The 20,013-nt window shown below is 55.1% G+C and carries 22 protein-coding genes and 5 pseudogenes; 16 read left to right on the forward strand and 11 right to left on the reverse strand.

Annotated elements, in window-relative coordinates:
* Nucleotides 1-60: 60 nt before the first annotated feature.
* From C492_RS06995 to C492_RS25680, 3 genes and pseudogenes are all read left to right on the forward strand, one after another.
* Nucleotides 61-426, forward strand: a complete 366-nt coding sequence (locus tag C492_RS06995; protein WP_008421769.1) for a PadR family transcriptional regulator — start codon at nt 61-63, stop codon at nt 424-426.
* 351 nt (nt 427-777) lie between these two features.
* Nucleotides 778-1,188, forward strand: coding sequence for a TRAM domain-containing protein (locus tag C492_RS07000; RefSeq protein ID WP_008421770.1), 411 nt, complete (start codon nt 778-780; stop codon nt 1,186-1,188).
* A gap of 667 nt (nt 1,189-1,855) precedes the next feature.
* Nucleotides 1,856-2,566: pseudogene (locus C492_RS25680) on the forward strand (DEAD/DEAH box helicase family protein); the annotation flags it as partial.
* A gap of 117 nt (nt 2,567-2,683) precedes the next feature.
* Here the strand turns inward: C492_RS25680 and C492_RS07010 are convergent.
* The 3 genes and pseudogenes from C492_RS07010 to C492_RS07015 form a co-directional block, all read right to left on the reverse strand.
* Nucleotides 2,684-2,869, reverse strand: coding sequence for a hypothetical protein (locus C492_RS07010; RefSeq protein ID WP_008421772.1), 186 nt, complete (start codon nt 2,867-2,869; stop codon nt 2,684-2,686).
* 704 nt (nt 2,870-3,573) lie between these two features.
* Nucleotides 3,574-3,861 (reverse strand): annotated as a pseudogene (locus tag C492_RS25795) (type II toxin-antitoxin system RelE family toxin).
* Nucleotides 3,851-4,147 (reverse strand): ribbon-helix-helix domain-containing protein, encoded by a 297-nt coding sequence (locus tag C492_RS07015; protein ID WP_008421774.1) that lies wholly within the window; start codon nt 4,145-4,147, stop codon nt 3,851-3,853. The pseudogene C492_RS25795 and the gene C492_RS07015 overlap by 11 nt, the downstream one beginning before the upstream one ends.
* 76 nt (nt 4,148-4,223) lie before the next feature.
* Here C492_RS07015 and C492_RS25135 point away from each other — a divergent pair.
* Nucleotides 4,224-4,419, forward strand: a pseudogene (locus C492_RS25135) (transposase); the annotation flags it as partial.
* A 237-nt stretch (nt 4,420-4,656) separates the two neighbouring features.
* The gene (locus C492_RS23465; RefSeq protein WP_152424812.1) at nt 4,657-4,956 is read left to right on the forward strand and encodes a transcriptional regulator; all 300 of its coding nucleotides are present in this window, start codon (nt 4,657-4,659) and stop codon (nt 4,954-4,956) included.
* A gap of 401 nt (nt 4,957-5,357) precedes the next feature.
* On the opposite strand, the gene C492_RS07025 is transcribed toward C492_RS23465, so the two are convergent.
* Nucleotides 5,358-6,188, reverse strand: coding sequence for an IS5 family transposase (locus C492_RS07025; RefSeq protein WP_008421777.1), 831 nt, complete (start codon nt 6,186-6,188; stop codon nt 5,358-5,360).
* Nucleotides 6,189-6,450: 262 nt separating this feature from the next.
* On the opposite strand from C492_RS07025, the gene C492_RS07030 reads away from it, so the two are divergent.
* The 3 genes and pseudogenes from C492_RS07030 (at nt 6,451) to C492_RS07040 (ending at nt 8,439) form a co-directional block, all read left to right on the forward strand.
* Complete coding sequence (locus tag C492_RS07030; protein WP_008421779.1) at nt 6,451-6,759, forward strand: hypothetical protein; 309 nt, start codon at nt 6,451-6,453, stop codon at nt 6,757-6,759.
* A 93-nt stretch (nt 6,760-6,852) separates the two neighbouring features.
* Nucleotides 6,853-7,131, forward strand: a complete 279-nt coding sequence (locus C492_RS07035) for a PadR family transcriptional regulator (protein ID WP_008421781.1) — start codon at nt 6,853-6,855, stop codon at nt 7,129-7,131.
* A gap of 331 nt (nt 7,132-7,462) precedes the next feature.
* Nucleotides 7,463-8,439 (forward strand): annotated as a pseudogene (locus tag C492_RS07040) (IS1595 family transposase).
* Between the two features lie 152 nt (nt 8,440-8,591).
* Here the strand turns inward: C492_RS07040 and C492_RS22235 are convergent.
* Entirely contained in the window at nt 8,592-8,870 is a 279-nt protein-coding gene (locus tag C492_RS22235) for a MarR family transcriptional regulator (RefSeq protein ID WP_083898758.1), read from the reverse strand.
* Nucleotides 8,871-8,984: 114 nt separating this feature from the next.
* On the opposite strand from C492_RS22235, the pseudogene C492_RS07045 reads away from it, so the two are divergent.
* Both C492_RS07045 and fmdA (C492_RS07050) read left to right on the forward strand, forming a co-directional pair.
* Nucleotides 8,985-9,170, forward strand: a pseudogene (locus tag C492_RS07045) (antibiotic biosynthesis monooxygenase); the annotation flags it as partial.
* Between the two features lie 222 nt (nt 9,171-9,392).
* Nucleotides 9,393-10,664: a formamidase gene (gene fmdA, locus C492_RS07050; RefSeq protein ID WP_049892804.1), complete on the forward strand. Its 1,272-nt coding sequence runs from the start codon at nt 9,393-9,395 to the stop codon at nt 10,662-10,664.
* A 27-nt stretch (nt 10,665-10,691) separates the two neighbouring features.
* Here fmdA (C492_RS07050) and C492_RS07055 read toward each other — a convergent pair whose 3' ends face one another.
* Nucleotides 10,692-11,039, reverse strand: coding sequence for a hypothetical protein (locus C492_RS07055; protein ID WP_008421791.1), 348 nt, complete (start codon nt 11,037-11,039; stop codon nt 10,692-10,694).
* A gap of 174 nt (nt 11,040-11,213) precedes the next feature.
* On the opposite strand from C492_RS07055, the gene thsA reads away from it, so the two are divergent.
* Complete coding sequence (gene thsA / locus C492_RS07060; RefSeq protein ID WP_008421792.1) at nt 11,214-12,863, forward strand: thermosome subunit alpha; 1,650 nt, start codon at nt 11,214-11,216, stop codon at nt 12,861-12,863.
* A 67-nt stretch (nt 12,864-12,930) separates the two neighbouring features.
* On the opposite strand, the gene fmdA (C492_RS07065) is transcribed toward thsA, so the two are convergent.
* Nucleotides 12,931-14,190 carry a formamidase gene (gene fmdA, locus C492_RS07065; RefSeq protein ID WP_049892806.1) on the reverse strand — a complete coding sequence of 420 codons (1,260 nt, stop codon included), beginning with the start codon at nt 14,188-14,190 and terminating at the stop codon, nt 12,931-12,933.
* Between the two features lie 197 nt (nt 14,191-14,387).
* Between fmdA (C492_RS07065) and C492_RS07070 the strand changes: the two genes are divergently transcribed.
* The gene (locus tag C492_RS07070) at nt 14,388-15,029 is read left to right on the forward strand and encodes a hypothetical protein (RefSeq protein WP_008421796.1); all 642 of its coding nucleotides are present in this window, start codon (nt 14,388-14,390) and stop codon (nt 15,027-15,029) included.
* 87 nt (nt 15,030-15,116) lie between these two features.
* Here C492_RS07070 and C492_RS07075 read toward each other — a convergent pair whose 3' ends face one another.
* Nucleotides 15,117-15,386, reverse strand: a complete 270-nt coding sequence (locus C492_RS07075; protein WP_008421797.1) for a hypothetical protein — start codon at nt 15,384-15,386, stop codon at nt 15,117-15,119.
* A gap of 237 nt (nt 15,387-15,623) precedes the next feature.
* Here C492_RS07075 and C492_RS07080 point away from each other — a divergent pair, with 237 nt between their 5' ends.
* Nucleotides 15,624-16,166 carry an AmiS/UreI family transporter gene (locus C492_RS07080; protein WP_008421800.1) on the forward strand — a complete coding sequence of 181 codons (543 nt, stop codon included), beginning with the start codon at nt 15,624-15,626 and terminating at the stop codon, nt 16,164-16,166.
* 76 nt (nt 16,167-16,242) lie between these two features.
* Here C492_RS07080 and crcB read toward each other — a convergent pair whose 3' ends face one another.
* From crcB to C492_RS25140, 3 genes are read right to left on the reverse strand one after another with little or no spacing between them, the layout of a single operon-like run.
* Nucleotides 16,243-16,578, reverse strand: a complete 336-nt coding sequence (gene crcB, locus C492_RS07085) for a fluoride efflux transporter CrcB (protein ID WP_008421802.1) — start codon at nt 16,576-16,578, stop codon at nt 16,243-16,245.
* Nucleotides 16,579-16,586: 8 nt separating this feature from the next.
* Nucleotides 16,587-16,799, reverse strand: a complete 213-nt coding sequence (locus tag C492_RS07090) for a fluoride efflux transporter FluC (RefSeq protein ID WP_008421804.1) — start codon at nt 16,797-16,799, stop codon at nt 16,587-16,589.
* Between the two features lie 3 nt (nt 16,800-16,802).
* Entirely contained in the window at nt 16,803-17,513 is a 711-nt protein-coding gene (locus tag C492_RS25140; RefSeq protein WP_239643394.1) for a hypothetical protein, read from the reverse strand.
* 608 nt (nt 17,514-18,121) lie between these two features.
* Between C492_RS25140 and lrp the strand changes: the two genes are divergently transcribed.
* The 3 genes from lrp (at nt 18,122) to C492_RS22250 (ending at nt 19,744) form a co-directional block, all read left to right on the forward strand.
* Complete coding sequence (gene lrp / locus C492_RS07100; RefSeq protein WP_008421808.1) at nt 18,122-18,586, forward strand: HTH-type transcriptional regulator Lrp; 465 nt, start codon at nt 18,122-18,124, stop codon at nt 18,584-18,586.
* A gap of 204 nt (nt 18,587-18,790) precedes the next feature.
* On the forward strand, nt 18,791-19,075 hold the full coding sequence (locus tag C492_RS22245; RefSeq protein WP_008421810.1) for a PadR family transcriptional regulator: 285 nt from the start codon (nt 18,791-18,793) through the stop codon (nt 19,073-19,075).
* Nucleotides 19,076-19,333: 258 nt separating this feature from the next.
* The gene (locus tag C492_RS22250; RefSeq protein ID WP_008421812.1) at nt 19,334-19,744 is read left to right on the forward strand and encodes a TRAM domain-containing protein; all 411 of its coding nucleotides are present in this window, start codon (nt 19,334-19,336) and stop codon (nt 19,742-19,744) included.
* The last annotated feature ends 269 nt before the right edge of the window (nt 19,745-20,013 follow it).

Here is a 20,013-nt window from a genome sequence, read left to right on the forward strand (position 1 = left end):
TCTATATCGGAGGACTGTCCTTCGAGTGGGTTTTAAGCGAGTGACGGGTGTATATCTGATATGTACGATTTGACCGCGTTCCAGCGCGACCTGCTCTCTGTGGTCGCTGGATTAGATGAACCGCATGGACTTGGGATCAAAGAAGAACTCGAGGACTATTACGAGAAAGAGGTCCATCACGGCCGTCTGTANTTAGATGAACCGCATGGACTTGGGATCAAAGAAGAACTCGAGGACTATTACGAGAAAGAGGTCCATCACGGCCGTCTGTATCCGAATCTAGATACGGTCGTCGACAAAGGACTCATCGATAAAGGACACCTCGATCGTCGGACAAACATCTATTCCCTCACGCAGCGTGGACAACGTGAACTCGAAGCCCGCCGCGAGTGGGAAGACGAATACGTTGGTGAGATATTCGACTGAAACGCGGTCTTTTCTTTAAGTGATTCTGATCACAAGGTAGAGATATAGCAGGGGAGTCGTTTTTGTCGTGTTTCTCAATTCGGTAGCGGAGGTTGGCGCCATTGCTCAATGTCAGTGATAGCCGTACCGACGAGGTCACCGAATTAGTCGAGTAGGTCGACAAGCAGCGGGGGTTGAGCATTATCGTGAACGCGGGGAGCGTCTGACCGGCCAAGTGGTCGTCTCTACTCGAGTAAAGTTTTCTCTTCTGAAAAGGACGTAGAAAAGCCATTTAGTAGGATAGTTACTATAGTTGTCATTCGCCGGACTAAAGGTGCTGCTTACGAGTCTGGTAACGAAGAACGAGTACTCATGGAAATTTCTGAAAAGATACTGTGTGTATTTAGCGCTACGGTTGAGGAACAAGACGATTCGTACGTAATTGAAGTCCCAAAACGCGAGTTTAGCGATGGCGATGTACAGTTAGAAGAGGTGTATCGGACAGCACTCCTTCGGTCTCTCTCGTCGAATTCAGATGACCAGCCAGAGCAGACTCGAGAGTCATCCGCGACCTCGCCTCCTGAGCCACCGGTTGCAGAAGACGAAATACGGACTGTCGAGATCGAAAACACCGGAGAACAAGGCGATGGTATCGCTCGTGTCGAGCGTGGCTACGTGATTATTGTGCCCGAAACGGCACCGAGAGATCGTGTGAAAGTCAAAGTTACCGGCGCTCGGGAGAACGTCGCCTTCGCTGAGGTCATTGAGCGTGAGGATACATAGCGCCCTCAATCCTCATAGAGTCTCCTCGAGCACTCAGTGCTGAGAGTTCCTGAGAGGTCCTTGATTTTGCATCGGTCTCGAAATATGACCCCGGAATAAGCATCTTCACTAATACGGTAGTTTCTACCATTAACAATACTGAGCGTTTTCTAGGATTGCACTGTAGCAGATCGGTTTGAGTCCTCGCTACTGTTCTCAAGGGCAGCACATAGCCGATCTGGAACCTACTCTCCCTGATTGATGGATGCTACGTTGTTCTGCTCTCCACGTAGTGGAACAAGCCCATCTCAACCAGACGTGGCATCTAGTGAGTACGAACAGACGCCACTGGTAACGGCTGATAACACGCTCACGCTGTTGAAGAAAGAGACCGGAATCGGATGAAAAGCTGCTCTATCTGTATGAGAGAGCTGTTTTTGAGTGGCGACATTGGAAGCTAGCCCAGTTGATGGATGATACGTCTGCAGTTGAAACGTCCTGGTCTGATGGAGAGCCCAGGTCAAGATTGAAGGCCAGTCCTGATAACGGATTGTTGAAGTGAGAAGAAGGGAGAGTGGCCGCGAAGGTCATAGACAGAATGCACTTGGTACAGTAAAACCGTTCGCGGCAGCTCTACACACCTTTTTCCAACACAGCTAACCCCACTGATTGACCATATTGGTCACGAATGAACCTCGAGTTCGACGACGGAACGCTTCTGCTCCGCGACGCACCCGAAGAAGTCCCTTACGTAGAGTGGGACGACCGCATTGACGAGTTTCGAACTCAGGCCTATCGCTATCGTTTGCTTCTCGAGTAGGCTGGTGAGTGGCACAACGACTCCAGTGACGCTGGTCAATCAACTCTCCAGCAGAATGCCGGTCGATCCCATTCTCTCGATCTCGAGGACAGCGCCCGTTCCTATTCCGATCTCGCTCTCACATCGACAATCCAAGTTGACCCTCGTCACTACCAGCAGGCCGCTCTCGAGGCCTGGCGCGAGCATGACCGCCGAGGGAGTGTCGTACTGCCGACAGGCAGCGGGAAGACCTTCCTCGGACTGCAAGCGATCATGGACGCTGGCGTCGCGACACTCGTGGTCGTGCCGACAATCGATCTCATGAACCAGTGGCATGCCACACTGACCAATGCCTTCGGTGACCAACTATCGAATGGTGTCGGCGTACTCGGCGGCGGGTCTCACAAAATCACTGCCGTGACCGTCACGACCTACGACAGCGCCTATCGCTACGTCAACGAGTACGGTGATCAGTTCGGTCTCCTTATCGTCGACGAGGTGCATCGCCTACCGGCTCCGACCTACCGCCAAATTCCCGAAATGATGATCGCTCCGTACCGACTCGGACTCACCGCTACCTACGAACGGGCTGACGACAAACCCAGTAGTTGAAACTGCGTCGCCCAATGCATATGGATTGGCATTCGCTTCGCTACCTCGTTTCAGTGATCCTTCACGGGAAGAGCCGCCACAGAGGGAATGCGAATAGAATGGCGTTCAGGCGTTTGTGTATCGTTCTTGAATAATATCAAACGCCATCCTGAGAATAACGTAACCAGCTGCCACTACAACTAGAAATCCGATATCGAGGTTGCCCTCCCAGTACTGGAATGCTGCGAGGACGAGCAGGCCTATGAATGCACCCTTGATGTGATATTCGAGACGTTCCGCAGTCTGGTCCATAGGTGTCGTGTTCTGTCAAAGATATTAATTTTTGTGCTCGTTCTTTCCTCGACCTATACAGAGCATCACATCTTCTCAAACAGTCTGTGGTGAGGAGCAGTAGTTGTTACATAGATCTGCAAACGTAACAATGAGAGTGAAAGGCAACCATTACAGTTAAGACTTCTAATCAGTACTATTATCACTACGACATATCTACACTGAGGAAATGTCCATTAGATGTTATCTGTTGGGTCATGCAGAATCGAAATATTTTGAGAGAAAAAAAGAAAAAGGAAAAGTCCGAATTAGAGTCTGTTCTCGATGTGTGAAGACGTTCTCTAAAACAGTCACCGACGAGTCTGGATCAATACATACTATCGAAATTTATAGGGATCTATTAGTAAACCCAGTATGGTCTCCGCAGGATACTTAATTTATTTCACAGGAGTGTGGCAGGGGACTCTCTATAAGAGCCGATTCAGCGCTAACGACTCTCAACTCGAGGGGGGAGACAGTAGTTGAGACTGTGTTACTTGGTTCGCTCACGAAGCCCACAACTCCGTTGACGAATTCATTTGTGAACTCCCGTTGAAATACGCTAATTTTTAACTCCACATGAGCAGTTGACGAGCCAGCAATGTACGAAATGCGCATCTGCTACGGGGAGTTTCTTCTGTGCCAATCACTCTCTGATCCCGAGTTGCGGAGATTGCGAGACCGATTCAATCGTCAGCCGTGTAGGCTCCACTTCGATGTTCGATCCGGTGAACTTCGAGCACGAGTGTCTCGTGATTAGGAACACATGCGAGTCGGTACTGCCCGACTCGGAGTTTCTCGAAGGGGCCACCGCTGAGAGGTTCGAGATAATCGTCTGGATCGCGCCATGGGTCGTCAACGATTTCGTCGAGTTTTGAGACGAGTCGGTCCTAAACATGGTGTTCGAGGTTATCAAATTGCTTGGCAGCTCTGGGGGCGAACTTCCATGTCCACTTTTCGTCGTCACTCGCCATCCGTGTCGTCGTCCATCATCGCGGTAACTTCCTCGCGGGATACGAGTTCCTCCTCGCCAGTACGGAGTTCGTGTTCGCTCGCGGCGATCTGTTTCCATCCTTCACGCGAGAATTCGGGGTGTTTGACTGCGTCTCGAGCTGCATAGCGAAGAAACTCACTCCGCGAATTGAAGCCTTGTTCTTCCCAGGTTGTGTCGATATCGTCAAGGAACGCCTGTGTGAGGCGGAGATTGATTTGGACGGTCTCCGGTCCATTGTCCCCGGACGAGGTTTCAGCGTCGGACATGATATACTAGTGCTTTACGTGCGTATATCAGATAAGCGTTTCCCGAGTGTCAGACATACCTGTGTACTGTTGCCACCAAATTATGGCCGCGACGACCTCGAAGAACTTTGTCCTGGGTTCTTTACTTCGCGTTCGCATGCCTGTTGTACTCGATCTGACGAGCTGTCGATCTACTCGTACAGATCGAGTTGACTGGCGAGTACGAACAGGCACCACTCGTAACGGCAGAGAACACGCTCACGCTGTTGAAGAAGGAGACGGGAGTCGGGTGAAAAGTCACTCTACCCGCACGAAAGAGCTGTTTCTGAGTGGTGACACTGGAGGCAGTAGTTGAGACTGCGTCGCCCAATGCATATGGATCGGCATTCGCTTCGCTATTTCGTTTCAGCGATCCTTCACGGAAAGAGCCGCTACAGAGAGAATGCGAACCGATCACTGATAAATACTGGAACAAGTTCCCCTGCCTTTGCTTGCCACACATTTGATACGCTTGCCCGTATATGTCTACCATGTCCGAATTTGATCGTCATCTCTGGGCAATTGAGCATGTACAGCGCCGTCGTTTGTTAACTAATTTACTGAACAAATCTCAATTTCAGATACGTGATTTAGATATAGATGAGGAAGAAGAGGAGATGCTTCTCTCCGAAGTGAAACATGCTCACCTTCAAAACTTAGACAGGGAGGAGTTAATCAATTGGAATCCAGATGATAATATGGTCGAGAGGGGGTCTAAATTTGAGGAAATCAGATCCCTTATCGAACTCATACACAATAACCAGGATGAGATTCCTGATGGTTGGTTGTAGGATTTACTACCATATCGCGAAAATTCTTCGGATTGCGACGTGCTTCCACTGTATCTATCACTTCGATCACTTCGAAGAGGACGAGAAGTTCTATGACACGCTCTTCCATTCGCCTGTCTGTTGTACTCGATTTGGAGAGTTGTTGGAGAGTGTCATAGAATAGTTGTCATGGTCGGTATGAGGAGAGTAATTGGCTGGCTAAATGCGAAAAATAGTGTCCAAAGCTGGTACTGCTTTCACAGAGATCGCTATACGGCAGGTGTGTGAACTCATCTATGACACCCTCGAGCTGTTGATCTGCTCGTACAGATTGAGTTGACTGGTGAGTACGAGCAGACGCCACTCATAACGGCTGAGAACACGCTCACGGGCCGTGTTGAATCGCCATAAGGCAGTGGAATTCATTGCTTCACGGCTCGCTTGATGTTATAGACGACACACATCACAGTGATTTCTCGGAACTCACGGAACCAAGACCGCGCTCGCTCGGCTTCGCCGTGCGAGCGCTTGACAGACGAGTTTACAGTTTCGGTCATGGAGCGCTGATTGTAGCGGGTATCGTCAATTCTGGCGTTGTGCGCGTGGTCGTAGGAGGCGAAGATACGATGTTTGATCAGGGGTCTAATGTCGAGTTCACGGAGGGCTTTGCGGAGTGATTGCTTGTCATAGCCCTTATCGGCGGCAAGAGACCGCAGATCGCCCGCGTTTCGGCGGGCGATCTGTTCGGCGAGGTCTGCGTCGCTTCCTTCCCGGTTTGTCGAGCAGTGAACGTCAAGGACGGCCTGCGACTCTGTATCGACGAGTTTCGTGACTTTTAGCTTCTGGACACGATAGCTAGTTCGTTGACAGTAGTGACGGGTCGCAGCTGACCGTTCATAGAACGTCGCATCGATCGCGCCGTGTTTCGAGAGATTGTGTAGCTGCGCCGACTGGCGCAGCAACACTCGACAAACGCTCATGTTGATCCGGTCGAACGCTTTACACAATGTGGATGGGGAGGGGAGATCGGCTGCGCTGAGGCCGATCTCCCCGGTTATTTGTGGCATCTCTTTCAGTAGATCAATCGTCATCCGGTAGGACGTATCGAGGTAAATCCGCAGACAGTGCAGAGAAACGAGGGCATAGTCGGCGAATCCGCCGCCACCTTCCGGGGCGGCGGATTCGTCTCCATCGCCAGTAACATTTTGAGCAACCGGCACAACTTCCCCAATGAAGCGGGAGATTTGTGTCATAGACACCGCAGACCTCCCGCTTCAACTCCTTTGATTTAGCGACCTATCCCGGCGCCGTCTAGTGATTCAACACAGCCCGTACAACCCAACGCGACAGTATCGTTCAGCACTCCCAACCCACACACAGGACCACTGGCATCAGCTCCCCACCTGACCGGTGGACTGTTTCCACACGCGTTCTTACAGACCTCGTCATAAGGCTTGTCTCAGCTCTGGTAACGAAGAGAAGAGACTATTGGAACAGAACAGAGATGAAAATCTAATGCCAAGCGACTCGGAGTCGTCTCGAAAACAGACCTTTCCATCCTCAGTTGACCTCTTGTCGACACTCGAGGCCTGCAACATCCAATATCTGGATATCGACGAGACTCGTGCACTCGTGATCTACCAGACTGCAATTCTCAACCTCGAGGGTGAACTCGCCGCTGCGAGCAATATTGAACTCGAGATCTATGCAGACCCGCGTGAGGACTTTTCTACAGAATCAGACGAGCAGGACAGTTCGGTCATTGACTCACTCCTTGGGCAACTTGCCTCCGAAGACGATCGGTCACTCCCAGATCGAAACTAACGGAGAAATACTGCTCTTTCCGAGATCAGTAGCCTAAGACTGTCTATTGCATACGTTGGATATAACAATATACAGGAACAAGAACCAGTCACCATGGACGACCTGACAGGCTTCCAGCGAGACCTCCTGTACGTGATCTCAGACGCCGATCAACCATCCGGGCAGGACATCAAAGACGAGATTGAATCCTACTATAGTAGCGAAATCAACCACGGACGGCTATACCCAAATCTCGATACACTCGTCAATAAGGAGCACGTTGAGAAAGGTGAACTCGATCGACGGACAAACTACTATGCGATTACCGAGAAAGGAGATCAGACTCTCGAAGAGCGCCGCGAGTGGGAATCACAGTATGTGAACCTTGGTTAGAATCTCTCACTTTGGACCCTGATCATCGGATTTCCTGCTCGCTCTTACCTCTACTTCTGCGGTTGGTTGTAGATGGTGTTCTACAGCGGTTGATGAGGTTTGTGGAGTGTACTGTTCTCCCCTTGAATGGGCAGTTTTAGCGATTCTAGGAGTGAAGTTGATCACTCAGGCGATTTCCTTCAATTACCTAACTACAATCTACAGCTGTCCCAAAACCGATAGACTAAGTTATCGTTCACCCGGACCCTGCTGCTCCTCAATCGGCAACCGCAGAAGTAGAGTTACGCAAAGCTACGGAAAAGTCAGTGCATCCCGCCGGCGTATGGCGGATATATCTCACAGCCAGCCAGCCTTCGGCGGGATGCTCCGGAACTTAATCGACGACGGTATCTTAGAGCTTCGGACCGAGCCGCTCGACGCCCTCGTCGAGCGGCGTCTCAAACACCTCTGGGAGCATACACCGTGTCCTCGGTGCGGAAATCGGTCGATCAGAACGTGGAAGAATGTTGATCGTGTCTGGTGCCGGAGCTGCCAGTTCAAACCCGCCTATACCTACGGCACACCCTTCAGCGAGAAGGACCTCGCCTGCGGAGAGGGCCTTCTCGCGTTCATTCTTTACGCCGATACTCTGCTCAGTATCAATCAAATTGTGATTGTGTTCGATCGCGCGTACAACACCATTCATACAGCTGTTCGTGACCTGGAAGCCGCGCTCGAGCGCGGCTTCCCGATTGTCTGGAATCGCCTCAAACAGCCATACAGCGGCCCGTTACAGGTCGACGAGAGTGGAAAAGTGTGCTCGGGATACAAAGGTCAAGACCCGCCGCGAGCCCGTCCGGGCCGCGGCGGGTCGTCTCAGAGTGGGCGAACACGATGGCAGGGACGTCACGGCGACCAATTGACGCTCGTCGCGGCCTGCCGTGACGAGCTCACTGTCATTCGTGCAAAGAAAGGAATCCGCTACGAGGGAGATCTTGAGCCGGTGATTACAGAGTCTGAAGACCACTCCCAGCGGCTGAGAGAGGTCTGGACCGATGGACTGCAGGCATTCGGTGGATGGAATACAATCACCGGACGGTCATCCACAAGGAGCAGTACATTTCGCCGGACGGCGTCCATATTAACCAGGTTGAGTGTCTCTGGTCACTCTTGCATCCGTGGCTGCGGAAGTTCCGCGGCCTGTCCAAGCACGGCTTAGAACAGGCCGCTCACACCTTTGGCTGCGTCTGGTCATTGAATAACATTGGCGCGTCGCTCCTCGCACTCATCGATTGCTTCGCCCTGTCTCGTTTCCGTAGCTTTGCGTAAGAGCGTACTCGTAGTCGAGATAGGAGCTATTCGAGGGGGAGCTCCAATAAGAGACATTCAATCGACCAGCAGAGAGATTCATGAGGATATTTAACTGGCCAGTCTGTGTCTTGACTGAACCCGTGTACGGTTCATTCGTTTTTGCGATAGAGTCACCGTGATGCTACTTCTGTGAACCAATCATTGTTAAGGGAGTATATGTTTTGTCTCGCATCCATGAATGATATTTCCGAGGTAACGAGGTTATCTTCTCCGAGTTGTTTTAATGCATAGCGGATCGTTCGCGCGGGTAACATTGTTTCCTCCACAAGTTGAGACTGCGTGAGAGAGCCCTCGTGTGCAATGACTGTCAGCACAAGTTTGGCGCTCGGCGGAGCATCGGTGGCGGCTTTAGGAGCGTTGTCCGTTATCAAACCGCGCTGACCGTTCATATATATATATATATATATATATATATATATATTTATTGATCCGAAGTGACTTCAATGATTCTCTGCAATGCATCAGTCATACACAGACGTAACGGTGATTCGATCCCGTGAACTATGGACAGCCACCGCAAGACCGACCTACTGGCGAACCAGGAAAACGAGGACGACATGTTCATCGCCAGTCGGTGGAACTCCCGCGAAGACGCCATGGCGTTCTTCCGTAGTGACGCCTTCTCCGAGACCGTCGAATTCGGCCGCGGCGTCCTCGCCGATCGACCGCGCCACGTCTTCTTCGCCTGATCTCCCGGTCGATTCTGTGGCATTGACCCGTTCCGTTTCGGTGCTGGCTGTCGATCGCTTTCGGTGAGACGCCGATCACTGCTGTGGTATCAATTCACGCATCTGTATTCGATCCAGATTCTACCTTCTGCTCCAGTTATATTACACCGAATGTTGCCATAGAAAAACATTATTGCCGCGTTCATGGGCATTTGGAATGGGCTTACCGGCCCGGAGCAACCCATGCCAGAAGTACACTTCGAGGTGGACGTCGACGCACCACCCGACGAACAGCCAGGGGCAAACCCGTTTAACCGTTGGCATCCAGACATCGAGTCCGTTGTCACGGTCGAACCCGGCGAGACAATCCGACTCGAGTGTCTCGACTGGACTGGCGGACAGATACAGGACAACGACAACGCGAACGAGGTCCGAGATGTCGATCTCAATCAGGTCCACTACCTGAGCGGCCCCGTGGAAGTGAGCGGTGCGGAGTCGGGGGACCTGCTGAAGACGACGCTCCTCGATATTGGGCCGTTGAACGAGCGATCGGAATTCGGATTTACCGGAATCTTTTCCCAACAAAACGGCGGCGGATTTCTTACCGATCACTTCCCGGACGCGGCGAAGGCGATCTGGGACCTCGACGGGACGTACGTCTCCTCGAGACACATTCAGGACATCTACTACGAAGGGATGATTCATCCGGGGCTGATCGGGACTGCACCGTCCCAGGAACTGCTCGAGGAGTGGAACGAGCGCGAACAGGAACTAATCGAGAAACACGAAGAGGATCCCGAGTCAATCCAGAATCACCCGACTGGCGAGTCGGAACCGCCCGTCGCGTCGCCGCCAACCACTGACGGCGCGCTTCCCGGCGAAGCGACCGGCGACGCCGCCGACAGAATTGCCGAAGAAGGGGCCCGGACGGTTCCGCCCCGAGAGCACGGCGGCAACTGCGACATCAAGGACCTCTCACTCGGGTCGACGATCTACTTCCCGGTGTTCGTCGACGGCGCGAAGTTCGGCATTGGCGACATCCACGCTTCACAGGGCGACGGCGAGATCACGTTCTGTGGCGCGATCGAGATGGCCGGCTACGTGGACTTGAAGTTCGAACTCGTCAAAGACGGGATGAACAAGTATGGCATCGACCACCCCATCTTCGAACCGGGACACCGGGGTCCGAACTTCTCAGACTACGTCGTCTTCGAGGGCTACTCCGTGACCGAAGAGGGCGAACAGCGGTACATGGACGCACACGTCGCGTACCGCCGCGCCGCACTCGAGGCGATCGAGTACCTGACCAAGTTCGGCTACACGCGCGAACAGGCGTACATGATCCTCGGTACCGTCCCGATCGAGGGGCGACAGAGCGGTATCGTCGACATTCCAAACGCGTGCTCGACGATCGCCGTGCCAAAGGGCGTCTTCGAGTTCAACATCAGCCCCGATGCACTCGACGAACACGAGAGCCACGGGCAGATCCCGATCACCGACGATCCGCTCGGCTGAACGGTCGAACACGGATTCTCTCGGTTTTTAGGTCGTTTCCCCGTCGACCCGGTCGATCGCTCCGTCATCGTCGAGGACTGATCGAACGACGCCGGTCAGCGCCTGTAGTTGCTCCTCGTCGACGGATTCGAGTTCGTCAGTGAGTTCGTCGGTCTCACCCGTCGCGAGGGCGTGGTACTGGCTCGCGCCGACAAGCGCGATCCGCATGACGTCGTTCGTCGTGAACAGTCGCTCGCCGACGCGATCGTTGAGTTCCTCTTGAGTCGCCCGTAGCCGTTCACGAGTCTCCATCGACATCGTCAGCGAGACCTGAAACTGGTGGGGGACGTCTTCGTGGAACCGGGTCGCGGCGGACGCGATGTCGTCGTCGTCCATACCGTTCCGCACCAGAGACACGGGGGTAAGTGTTCGGGAGGCACCCATCGCAATCGTCTCGCTCGCCATTGAAACGCCACAGTAGCTTTTTGGTCGCAGTCGGTGAGAGCCACATCCGCACGCTCCATGACAGAAAGTATCAACCCGTATCGGGTTCTCTCAAAGGGTGACGGGATGCAAGGACTGGACGGCCGCGACGCACAGGCGGACAACATCGCGGCTGCCAGGGCGCTTTCAGAAGCGGTCAAGACGACGCTCGGACCGAAGGGGCTGGACAAACTCCTCGTCAGTTCGGACGGAACGATCGTCGTGACTAACGACGGTGCGAGTATCGTCGATCGGATGGAGATCGTCCACCCCGCTGCGGACTCGATCGTCGACGTGGCGGCCCAGCAGGATTCGCAGGTCGGCGACGGGACGACGTCGACGATCGTCCTCGCAGGCGCGTTGCTCGCCGAAGCCGAGTCGCTTCTCGAAACCGGGCTCCACCAGACGACGATCGCCCGCGGATACACGCTCGCTGCCGATCGCGTCCGCGAGACACTTTCTGAGCTGGCGATTTCGGTCGATCCCGACGACGACGAACAGCTTCGAGCCGTTGCCAGGACGGCGATTACGGGCAAATGGGACCGAGAGGCGAGCGAGTTTCTCGCCGAAAAGACGGTTGCAGCCGTCCGTGCGATCGAACGGGATGAGGTCGTCGATCTGAAACGGCTCACGCGGAAGGTGATACCGGGCAGTTCATACTACGAGACGGAGGTCGTCGATGGTCTCGTCATCGACATGGATTCGTCGTCGACGACGCCGGTCTCCCCCGATCCCGATAGTCCCGACACGTTCGAGGACGCCACCGTTGCGCTGATCGACGACCAGCTCACGATTGAGACGGCCAGCGGCCAGGGGACGGTCAGCCTCGAGTCCCCGGACGATCGACACGAGTTCAGAAAGTACGAACGCGAGGTCTACGACCGGTACGTCGGTCGAATCACCGACGCAGGCACGGACGTCGTGTTCTGCCAGAAGTCGATCGACGACACGGTTCGACACCTGCTGGCGAAGGCCGGCGTCCTCGCGGTCGAACGGACCCGACAGGACGAACTCGAGAAGCTCGGGCGCTCGACGGGCGCGACACCGGTCGGGACGGTCGACGACCTGACCGACGCGGATACCGGAGTGGCCCACCGAGTCGAGCGCCGCGACCTTGGGGCGACCGAGGTAGCAATCGTTGACGGCGGGCCGGGCGTCGATCAGGCGTCCCTACTCCTCCGCGGGGGCACACAGCAAGTCGCCGACGAAGCCAAACGGGTCGTCGACGGCTGTTTCCACGTCCTCTCACGAACGATCGGGGAGGGTGTCGTCGTCCCAGGTGGCGGCGCAACGGAGGTTGCCCTCGCCCAGGATCTCCGCGAGTACGAGACGGACGTTTCCGGAAGGGAGCAACTCGCGATCGAATCGTTCGCCGATGCCCTGGAGGAGATCCCCAGAACCCTCGCCGCCTCCGGCGGACTCGACCCGATCGACACCATCGTCGAGTTGCGAGCGAGCCACCACGACGGCGAGCAGACGACGGGGTTACGCCTCGAGTCGGAGTCGGCCCGGATCGGTGACGTCGTCGAGGCAGGCGTTCTCCAGCCATCTGCAGTTACCGAGCGGGCGATCGCGAGTGCGACCGAGGCAGCGAACCTGCTTGTCCGCGTCGACGAAGTCGTCGCGGTGACTCGCAAGGACGACGACCACGGCCATGACCACGATCACGATCACAGTCACGGCCACGGGGGCGTGGTCGAGGGAACCGATGGCTACCCCTGGGCGCTCGGCCACTAGCTGAGATGGTATTATCGTCCGACAGGCACCGACGAACGGAAAATCGTCGGAACGGATCGACGGTGACTCAGGACGGCTTCGCGACATCGCCTTTGTCGCTGGAGTCGTACTCGTCGGTGAGCGTATCCGGATCGATGTCGATATCGAATGCCTCGTTAGGAACCGACACCGTCACGCAGGTGTTCGGCAGGTCGACGATGCCCGCGATGCGGCTTTCGACCGGAACCGTACTGAGGAGGATATAGGCCTGTTCTCGCGTGTAGCCGAAGTTAGTCAGGTACTCGATCGCGTCCAGGCAGGCCCGACGCATGCCAACGTTCGCGTTCTTGTAGTGCTGGGTGCCGTCCTCGTCGACGGAGTACCCCTCGAAGACCACGTAGTTCGAGAAGTCCGGGTCCTGGTAGCCGGGTTTGAACATCGCGTAGTCGGTTCCGAGCCGTTCCATCCCGTCTTTGATGACGTCGACGCGCATGTCTATCCAGCCAGCGATCTCGATCGCGCCACAGAACGTGATCTCGCCGTCACCCTGTGAGAAGTGCAGGTCGCCGGTGATGAAGTTGGCACCGTCGACGAAGACGGGCAGATAGACCCGGGAGCCGCGACCGAGGTTCTTAATGTCGCAGTTGCCGGCGTTCTCTCGGGGCGGGATCGTCCGTGCAGCCTCTTCGGCCGCTTCCTCGACGTCTTCGTCGTCCATATCTCCGAGCAGGACTTCGTTGGGCTCTGGCGGCAGCGCAAGGGGCGGGTCGTCCTCTCGGGTTTCGTGATTGACGGCCGTCTCGGCCTCCGGCCCCCGTTCGATGAGCGCCTGTTCGCGCTCGTTCCACTCCTCGAGCAGTTCGTGTGAGGGGGCGGTGCCGACGATACCAGGGTGGACACAACCCGGGAACCGAACGTCCTCGATGTGTCGTGAGTGGGTCATGACGCCGTCGACGTCCCAGATCGTCTTCCGGGCTTCCGGGAAGTGATCAGTGAGGAACCCGCCGCCGTTGTCCAACTCGAAGATTCCAGTAAATCCCCACTCGTTGTCGGGAAACGGCCCCAGATCGAGAATGTCGATGACGAGCATGTCGCCCGGTTCGGCACCCTCGACCTCGAAAGGGCCGCTCAGGTGGTGGTTCGGGTCCAGGCGTATATCCCGGATATCGTTGGCGCTATCGTCGTTTTTCACCTGATTTCCCGTCCAGTCGAGACACTCGATCCTGACCTTTTCACCGGGTTCGATCGTCGCCGCTGGCGGCACGTCCGGATGCCACCGGTTGACGACCGGGTCTGGCTGTTCGTCGGGTGGTGCGTCGACGTCCACCTCGTATATTGTTTCAGGCATGACACGAGTCAACGTCCCACATACGTGCATTTATAGCTATTTCACAACGCGAACCACACTTATGATTACAATCCTTATCGAGGGGACATTTACCCTACACGTCGACCGACGCCGCTCGGGAGCGACGGCTGCGTCTGATCGTCGAACACCCCGACAACATTTTTAGTCCGAACGTTGCCGAGTACGGTACTGGTTCGATGGCGACGCTCGATTCACTGCCGGCGATCGATGACTGTCTCGAGACGTATCTCACCGCACACGCCGTGTTCGGTGACGGGTCGTTCTCGGCGGGTGCGCTCGAAGACCACGACGGCACAGTCGAATCAACGACTCCTGGCCTCGAGCACCGACTCGCGTTGCTGGTCGCATACGGTCTCCTCGAGCAGCTAGACGACGATCGATACCGCGTTCGCTGCTCGCCCGAGGGCGGCCCCGAACAGTGGCGAGAGCGGGCCACTGAGCGGGCCGAGACGCTCCATCGACTGGTCTCGGACCTGGCGGCCGATCGACAAGGCTCTGCGGAGAGTGACGACGCGGACTTGGAGCTGTTGGAATGGAACGGCGAGTCGTTCGCCAGCGTCTTCGTCTCCGAAAGCGACGACAGTGAGTCCGTCGCTACGAGGGCGGCAACTGTACTCGTACGCACAGAGTCCGCGGGAATCGTGCTCCGGACCTCAGGAGCGCGCGCAGACCGCGCCCAGCAGATCGCAGATCAACTCTGCAGTGACGCTATCGTCGACGACACGGCACTCGATCGCCCGTTCGAGAAGGAAGGATCTGATGTCGTCGGCGACTCGAAGGACGACCTCGATTTTCGCGCGTTCCTCCGGCCAGCCTGATCCGACGGGACTGCGTTGTCACACCCAGTCGAAGCGGTCAACGGACGGCTCTCACCCCTCGAAAAATAATCCACAGTCCTTTGAGAGTCAGTCTTCGGCATCACCGGGCCCGACCCACCAGAGTTCCTCGTGAACGGCCCAGCCACCGGTCTGAAGATTCTGTGAGAGGGTGATGCGCTCGTCGTTCAGCCCACTGAGCGTCACGGAATACCTGTCTGTCTCGACGACTTCATAGGACTCCTCCCGATCGTTGAACGTAATCTCGTCACCGACGCTGACTGCGTCGACGCGGTCCGTGAGTGATTTCGGTGCCAGCCGGTTTCGATCGACGATGGAGGGTGTCTCGTCCGCCGTCATCTGTGGATGTCCCAACCATCCCCTGCAACATAACCGTTGTACGTGCGCTCTCGGGACCCACGCCACGGGTCGGCTGCTGTACCTATCGAATGTTCGTTCATTGATCGTTTCATGACCATAATCGATCAGTGATATTTCACACGACCTGTGGTGAGAGTTATTACCCCGTTCACTGAAGCAAACTTTGCGTGTTATTAACACGCAGCATTCGGACTACACACAATCAGGTGAACACCAATGTCACTGTACATGATCCTGGGTATGGGGCTGATCTTCGTTGGTATGGTGCTGGTCGTCAATGGGATCTGGCTGCTCGGGCGTGGCAATCACCGAGATGTGGCGATATTCAACATCTTCGTCGGAGCATTACTGTTTTTGATGGCGATCTGGTGGGCGTTCGGCGAACTGTGGGCGTTCGGCGAGTACGAGTCCGGCGACGCGTTCGTCGCCGCGGGGACGTTGCTGTTTTCGTTTACATACCTTTGGATCGGAGCGAACGCAATCCGCGACATCGGCGATCAGCGATCGTTCGGGTGGTACTGCATCCTCGTTACCGCCGTTGCCATCCCGACGGGCTACCTCGTGTTCCTCGATGGTGACCTTGGACTCGCCGGACTCTGGTGGATCTGGGCGGTCCTCTGGGCCACGTTCTGGGTGCTGTTAGGACTCCAGTTGGATGAGTACACGGTTCCCATCGCCTGGTTCACGACACTGGTCGGTATCGTTACAGGCGTTGCCGGATACCTGATGGCAGCCGGGTTTTGGCCGTGGGCACCTTGATTGTACTTCTTTTCCCCCAGCGAGCCCACGTTTGTGGGCGCTCGGTTCCGAAGCGGCCTCCGAAGGCCGGCAGTCACTATCCCACGAGGATCCAGGCGATTCCGATCGCTGCGACCGAAACCAGAATATTGCTGGTCGCATAGACGATCGCGGTCCGGAGCTTCCCCTCTTCGATGAGTCCAACCGTGTCGACGGAAAACGTCGAGAACGTGGTAAACGAGCCGCAGACGCCGACACCGGCGAACAGCTGGATCGACTCTCCCATGTCCGCAAAGAAAACGAGACCCAGCAGGAAGCTGCCGACGACGTTCACCAGAAACGTCGACAGCGGGAATGCATCCGATTCGATGAGTGCCGCGACCGTGTACCGGCCGAGTGCGCCGACAACGCCGCCGAGACCGACGAGAGTCATCTGCTCAATCACGTGGACTCACCCCCGATCCGGAGTGCGACCCAGCGACCGAGGACGACGCCAGCGAAGCCGAACGCGTAACTGGCGGCGACGTTGAGGACACCGAGTGCGGGTCCGGCCGCCACCGTTTCGTACGCGAACGTGCTGTAGGTCGTGTACGACGAAATAAAGCCAGTCGAGACGAGCAACCGACTCCGCTCGGTGAGATAGTCGGTGTGCATCGCTTATGCGTGGAGCAACGAGATAGTCTCTCGAGTCGGTCGCAGATTCTTGAACTGCAGAATTCGCGTCGCAGCCGATGCGTAGGCGGTTCGATCGACCGTCGAAAGGGAGACGAGGACCGCGAATTCGGGAGCATCCTCAGCGAGCGCTGCTGGCGTCTCGAGCGATTGCTCGAGCTTGGGACGGAGTCGGTAGATATCTTCACCACGAACGACGACGGAGCCGATGAGCGTTCCCAGCGGGTCGTTGGCGTCGACTGTTGGTGACAGCGCACTCTGGCGTTTTTCCTCTCGAGACTCGAACAACTGGCGATAGCAGGCGAACGCACCGTATTTCGACTGAATTGCCGTTGCAATGCTGATTGTGGTCGCGAGTTCGTTCAGTGAGTTCGTATCGAGCCCGGACGGGACTCGAAGTTCGCGAACGACGTCGATCCCGAGAGCATCGAAGAGATGCACAATCGAGCCAGCAAGCCCGTGAGCCGACCGCATGATCGATCCACGAAACCGATCGCGATCCTCGTACTCGCCGGCCGAAAGCTTCGCCGTGAGATCCTCGAGATCGGTACCCCACTCGATGAACGCTTCACGGAGTGCTTCGGGATCCTCGAGGGCTTCATCAGAGAGTCCACCGATACACCGAGCATCCCGAAGAATCGCAGGCAGATCCTCCAGGGACTCGAGGCGGCTGTCGGTGAGCGCTCGGTTGATCAAACGAGGAGAGGCTAACGCTGTCGCGAGACTCACCACGTACTGCAGGGGCCCACTCGTCCGAACAGCAACCACGGCTTCCTCCCGATCGCCGTCAAAGCCCACATACCGAGTGTGGTCCGGAGCGTCTGTTTGGTCGTCGAACGGTGCATCGACGAGGGTGATGTCGCCGGCCTCTCCACAGCCGACGGCGCCGACGTGGCCTGAATGGTCGAGGTAGGCCGTTCGGTTGGGGTTACTGTTGTCGCTATAAGATCGAATACGTCCATGAACCAACGGCATTCTGGCATCTTGTCGACGATCCACGTGAAGAATAATCAAGACGGACATCTCCAGACGTATCTCGGGCTCCGAGAGAACCTACCGGCGAACGAAGGAGTACGCAACTTTCTCTATGACTCTCAGCGGGACCGGTAGGACACGTTCATCGAGATCATATCCGTGGTCTCTCCATTGGATAAGTTGAGACTACGTCGTTGAACGCATATGGATCGACATTTGCTTCGTTACTTCGTTTCGGCGAGAAATCTGAGTATAGTAGATGACTTTCTATAGGGTGGTATCGTGGACATTCGTAAATTTCTAATAGGATACGTCCGCTGTATTATTTAATGACTTACGAGCATCTGGATGCAGATCTGGTCAATGAACTTCTCACGGATGGACGTGCGAGCCTTCGAAGTCTTGCTAAAGAACTCGATGTGTCCGTCACGACAGTCTCGAATCACCTTTCTAATCTCGAGGAAGACGGTGTGATCCAGGGGTACACACCGATCGTCGATTACGATGCTATCGGATACGATGTAACGGCAGTGATGCAGCTCAAGGTCGAGGGAAGTGCACTCGGTGAGATCACAAAAACACTCCAGGATCATGATCAGATGATGTCTGTTTACGAAGTCACTGGTGACTACGATATCATCGCGATTGGCAAGTTCACAGACACTGATGATATGAACGACCAGATCAAAGCCCTCGTAACTGATCCCGACATCAAGCAGTCGAACACCAGTATCGTTCTGAATAGCGTTGCCGAAAACGAGCAGTTCGAACTCGAAGCCGAAGACGAAGTCTGAGTGGTCGAATTCGCCGGTATTTAACCCTCGAGCAATGAATCACAAGTAGGCAATGGCGCGTTTGTAGCTGTCCGTCTCTCCCACCAAACAATCGGTTCTGAACAGCTTCTCCTTCTTCTCTTCGTTATTGAATTCTGCCCAGAGTCTATATCGGAGTACTGTCCTTCGAGTGGGTTTTAAGCGAGTAACGGGTGTAGATCTGATATGTACGATTTGACCGCATTCCAGCGCGATCTGCTCTATATTGTCGCCGGATTAGATGACCCGCATGGACTTGCAATCAAAGAAGAACTCGAGGACTATTACGAGAAAGAAGTCCATCACGGCCGTCTGTATCCAAATCTGGATACGATCGTCGACAAAGGACTGATCGATAAAGGCCACCTCGATCAGCGGACAAACATCTATTCCCTCACGCAGCGTGGACGACGTGAACTCGAAGCGCGCCGCAAGTGGGAAGACGAATACGCTGGTGAGGAATTCGACTAAAGCGCAGTCTCTTCTTTAAGTGGTTCTGATCACAAGGTAGAGATATGGCAGGGGAGTCGTTCTTTTCGTGTTTCTCAATTCGGTAGCGTAGATTGTCGCCATTGCTCAAGATCAGTGATAGCCGTACCGACGAAGTCACCGAATTAGGTCAACGAGCCCGGGGCATGAGCAGTATCGCGAACGCAGGAAGTTACTATAGTTGTCATTCGCCGGACTAAAGGTGTTGCTCACGAGTCTGGTAACGAAGAACGAGCACTCATGGAAATTTCTGAAAAGCTACTATGTGTATTTAGCGCTACGGTCGAAGAACAAGACGGTTCGTACGTAATTGAAGTCCCAAAACGCGAGTTTAACGATGGTGATATACAGTTAGAAGAGGTGTATCAGACAGCACTCCTTCCGGCTCTCTCGTCGAATTCAGACGACCAACCAGAGCAAACTCGAGAGTCATCCGAGACCTCACCTCCTGAGCCACCGGTTACAGAAGACGAAATACGGACTGTCGAGATCGAAAACACCGGAGAACAAGGCGATGGTATCGCTCGTGTCGAGCGTGGCTATGTGATTATCGTACCCGAAACGGAACCGGGAGATCATGTGAAAGTCAAAGTTACCGGCGTTCGGGAGAACGTCGCCTTCGCTGAGGTCATTGAGCGTGAGGATACATAGCGCCCTCAATTCTCATAGAGACTCCCCTCGAGGATTCAGTACTCGAGAGGTCCTTGGTTTTGCCTCGATCCCGAAATATAACCCCGGAATAGGTCTATTCACTAATACGGTAATTCAGACCACTAACAATACCTGGCTCTTTCTATAATTGTACTACGCTCATCTCGATATATTGTAACATGAGGGTGTCATAGAACGAGTAGCACACCAAAGAGCAGGGTGAACGCTGAGGTGGATGAGTTCAGCGACCCTGCAAGATGATCCTTCGG

Source organism: Natronococcus jeotgali DSM 18795 (genome assembly GCF_000337695.1).
Taxonomy (GTDB): Archaea; Halobacteriota; Halobacteria; order Halobacteriales; family Natrialbaceae; genus Natronococcus; species Natronococcus jeotgali.

Excerpts from the sequence above, each read along its gene's own strand:
- C492_RS07000 (WP_008421770.1), top strand. The coding sequence starts at position 778 with ATGGAAATTTCTGAAAAGATACTGTGTGTATTTAGCGCTACGGTTGAG.
- C492_RS07010 (WP_008421772.1), bottom strand. The coding sequence starts at position 2,869 with ATGGACCAGACTGCGGAACGTCTCGAATATCACATCAAGGGTGCATTC.
- C492_RS07015 (WP_008421774.1), bottom strand. The coding sequence starts at position 4,147 with ATGTCCGACGCTGAAACCTCGTCCGGGGACAATGGACCGGAGACCGTC.
- C492_RS23465 (WP_152424812.1), top strand. The coding sequence starts at position 4,657 with ATGTCCGAATTTGATCGTCATCTCTGGGCAATTGAGCATGTACAGCGC.
- C492_RS07025 (WP_008421777.1), bottom strand. The coding sequence starts at position 6,188 with ATGACACAAATCTCCCGCTTCATTGGGGAAGTTGTGCCGGTTGCTCAA.
- C492_RS07030 (WP_008421779.1), top strand. The coding sequence starts at position 6,451 with ATGCCAAGCGACTCGGAGTCGTCTCGAAAACAGACCTTTCCATCCTCA.
- C492_RS07035 (WP_008421781.1), top strand. The coding sequence starts at position 6,853 with ATGGACGACCTGACAGGCTTCCAGCGAGACCTCCTGTACGTGATCTCA.
- C492_RS22235 (WP_083898758.1), bottom strand. The coding sequence starts at position 8,870 with ATGAACGGTCAGCGCGGTTTGATAACGGACAACGCTCCTAAAGCCGCC.
- fmdA (WP_049892804.1), top strand. The coding sequence starts at position 9,393 with ATGCCAGAAGTACACTTCGAGGTGGACGTCGACGCACCACCCGACGAA.
- C492_RS07055 (WP_008421791.1), bottom strand. The coding sequence starts at position 11,039 with ATGGACGACGACGACATCGCGTCCGCCGCGACCCGGTTCCACGAAGAC.
- thsA (WP_008421792.1), top strand. The coding sequence starts at position 11,214 with ATGCAAGGACTGGACGGCCGCGACGCACAGGCGGACAACATCGCGGCT.
- fmdA (WP_049892806.1), bottom strand. The coding sequence starts at position 14,190 with ATGCCTGAAACAATATACGAGGTGGACGTCGACGCACCACCCGACGAA.
- C492_RS07070 (WP_008421796.1), top strand. The coding sequence starts at position 14,388 with ATGGCGACGCTCGATTCACTGCCGGCGATCGATGACTGTCTCGAGACG.
- C492_RS07075 (WP_008421797.1), bottom strand. The coding sequence starts at position 15,386 with ATGACGGCGGACGAGACACCCTCCATCGTCGATCGAAACCGGCTGGCA.
- C492_RS07080 (WP_008421800.1), top strand. The coding sequence starts at position 15,624 with ATGTCACTGTACATGATCCTGGGTATGGGGCTGATCTTCGTTGGTATG.
- crcB (WP_008421802.1), bottom strand. The coding sequence starts at position 16,578 with ATGACTCTCGTCGGTCTCGGCGGCGTTGTCGGCGCACTCGGCCGGTAC.
- C492_RS07090 (WP_008421804.1), bottom strand. The coding sequence starts at position 16,799 with ATGCACACCGACTATCTCACCGAGCGGAGTCGGTTGCTCGTCTCGACT.
- lrp (WP_008421808.1), top strand. The coding sequence starts at position 18,122 with ATGACTTACGAGCATCTGGATGCAGATCTGGTCAATGAACTTCTCACG.
- C492_RS22245 (WP_008421810.1), top strand. The coding sequence starts at position 18,791 with ATGTACGATTTGACCGCATTCCAGCGCGATCTGCTCTATATTGTCGCC.
- C492_RS22250 (WP_008421812.1), top strand. The coding sequence starts at position 19,334 with ATGGAAATTTCTGAAAAGCTACTATGTGTATTTAGCGCTACGGTCGAA.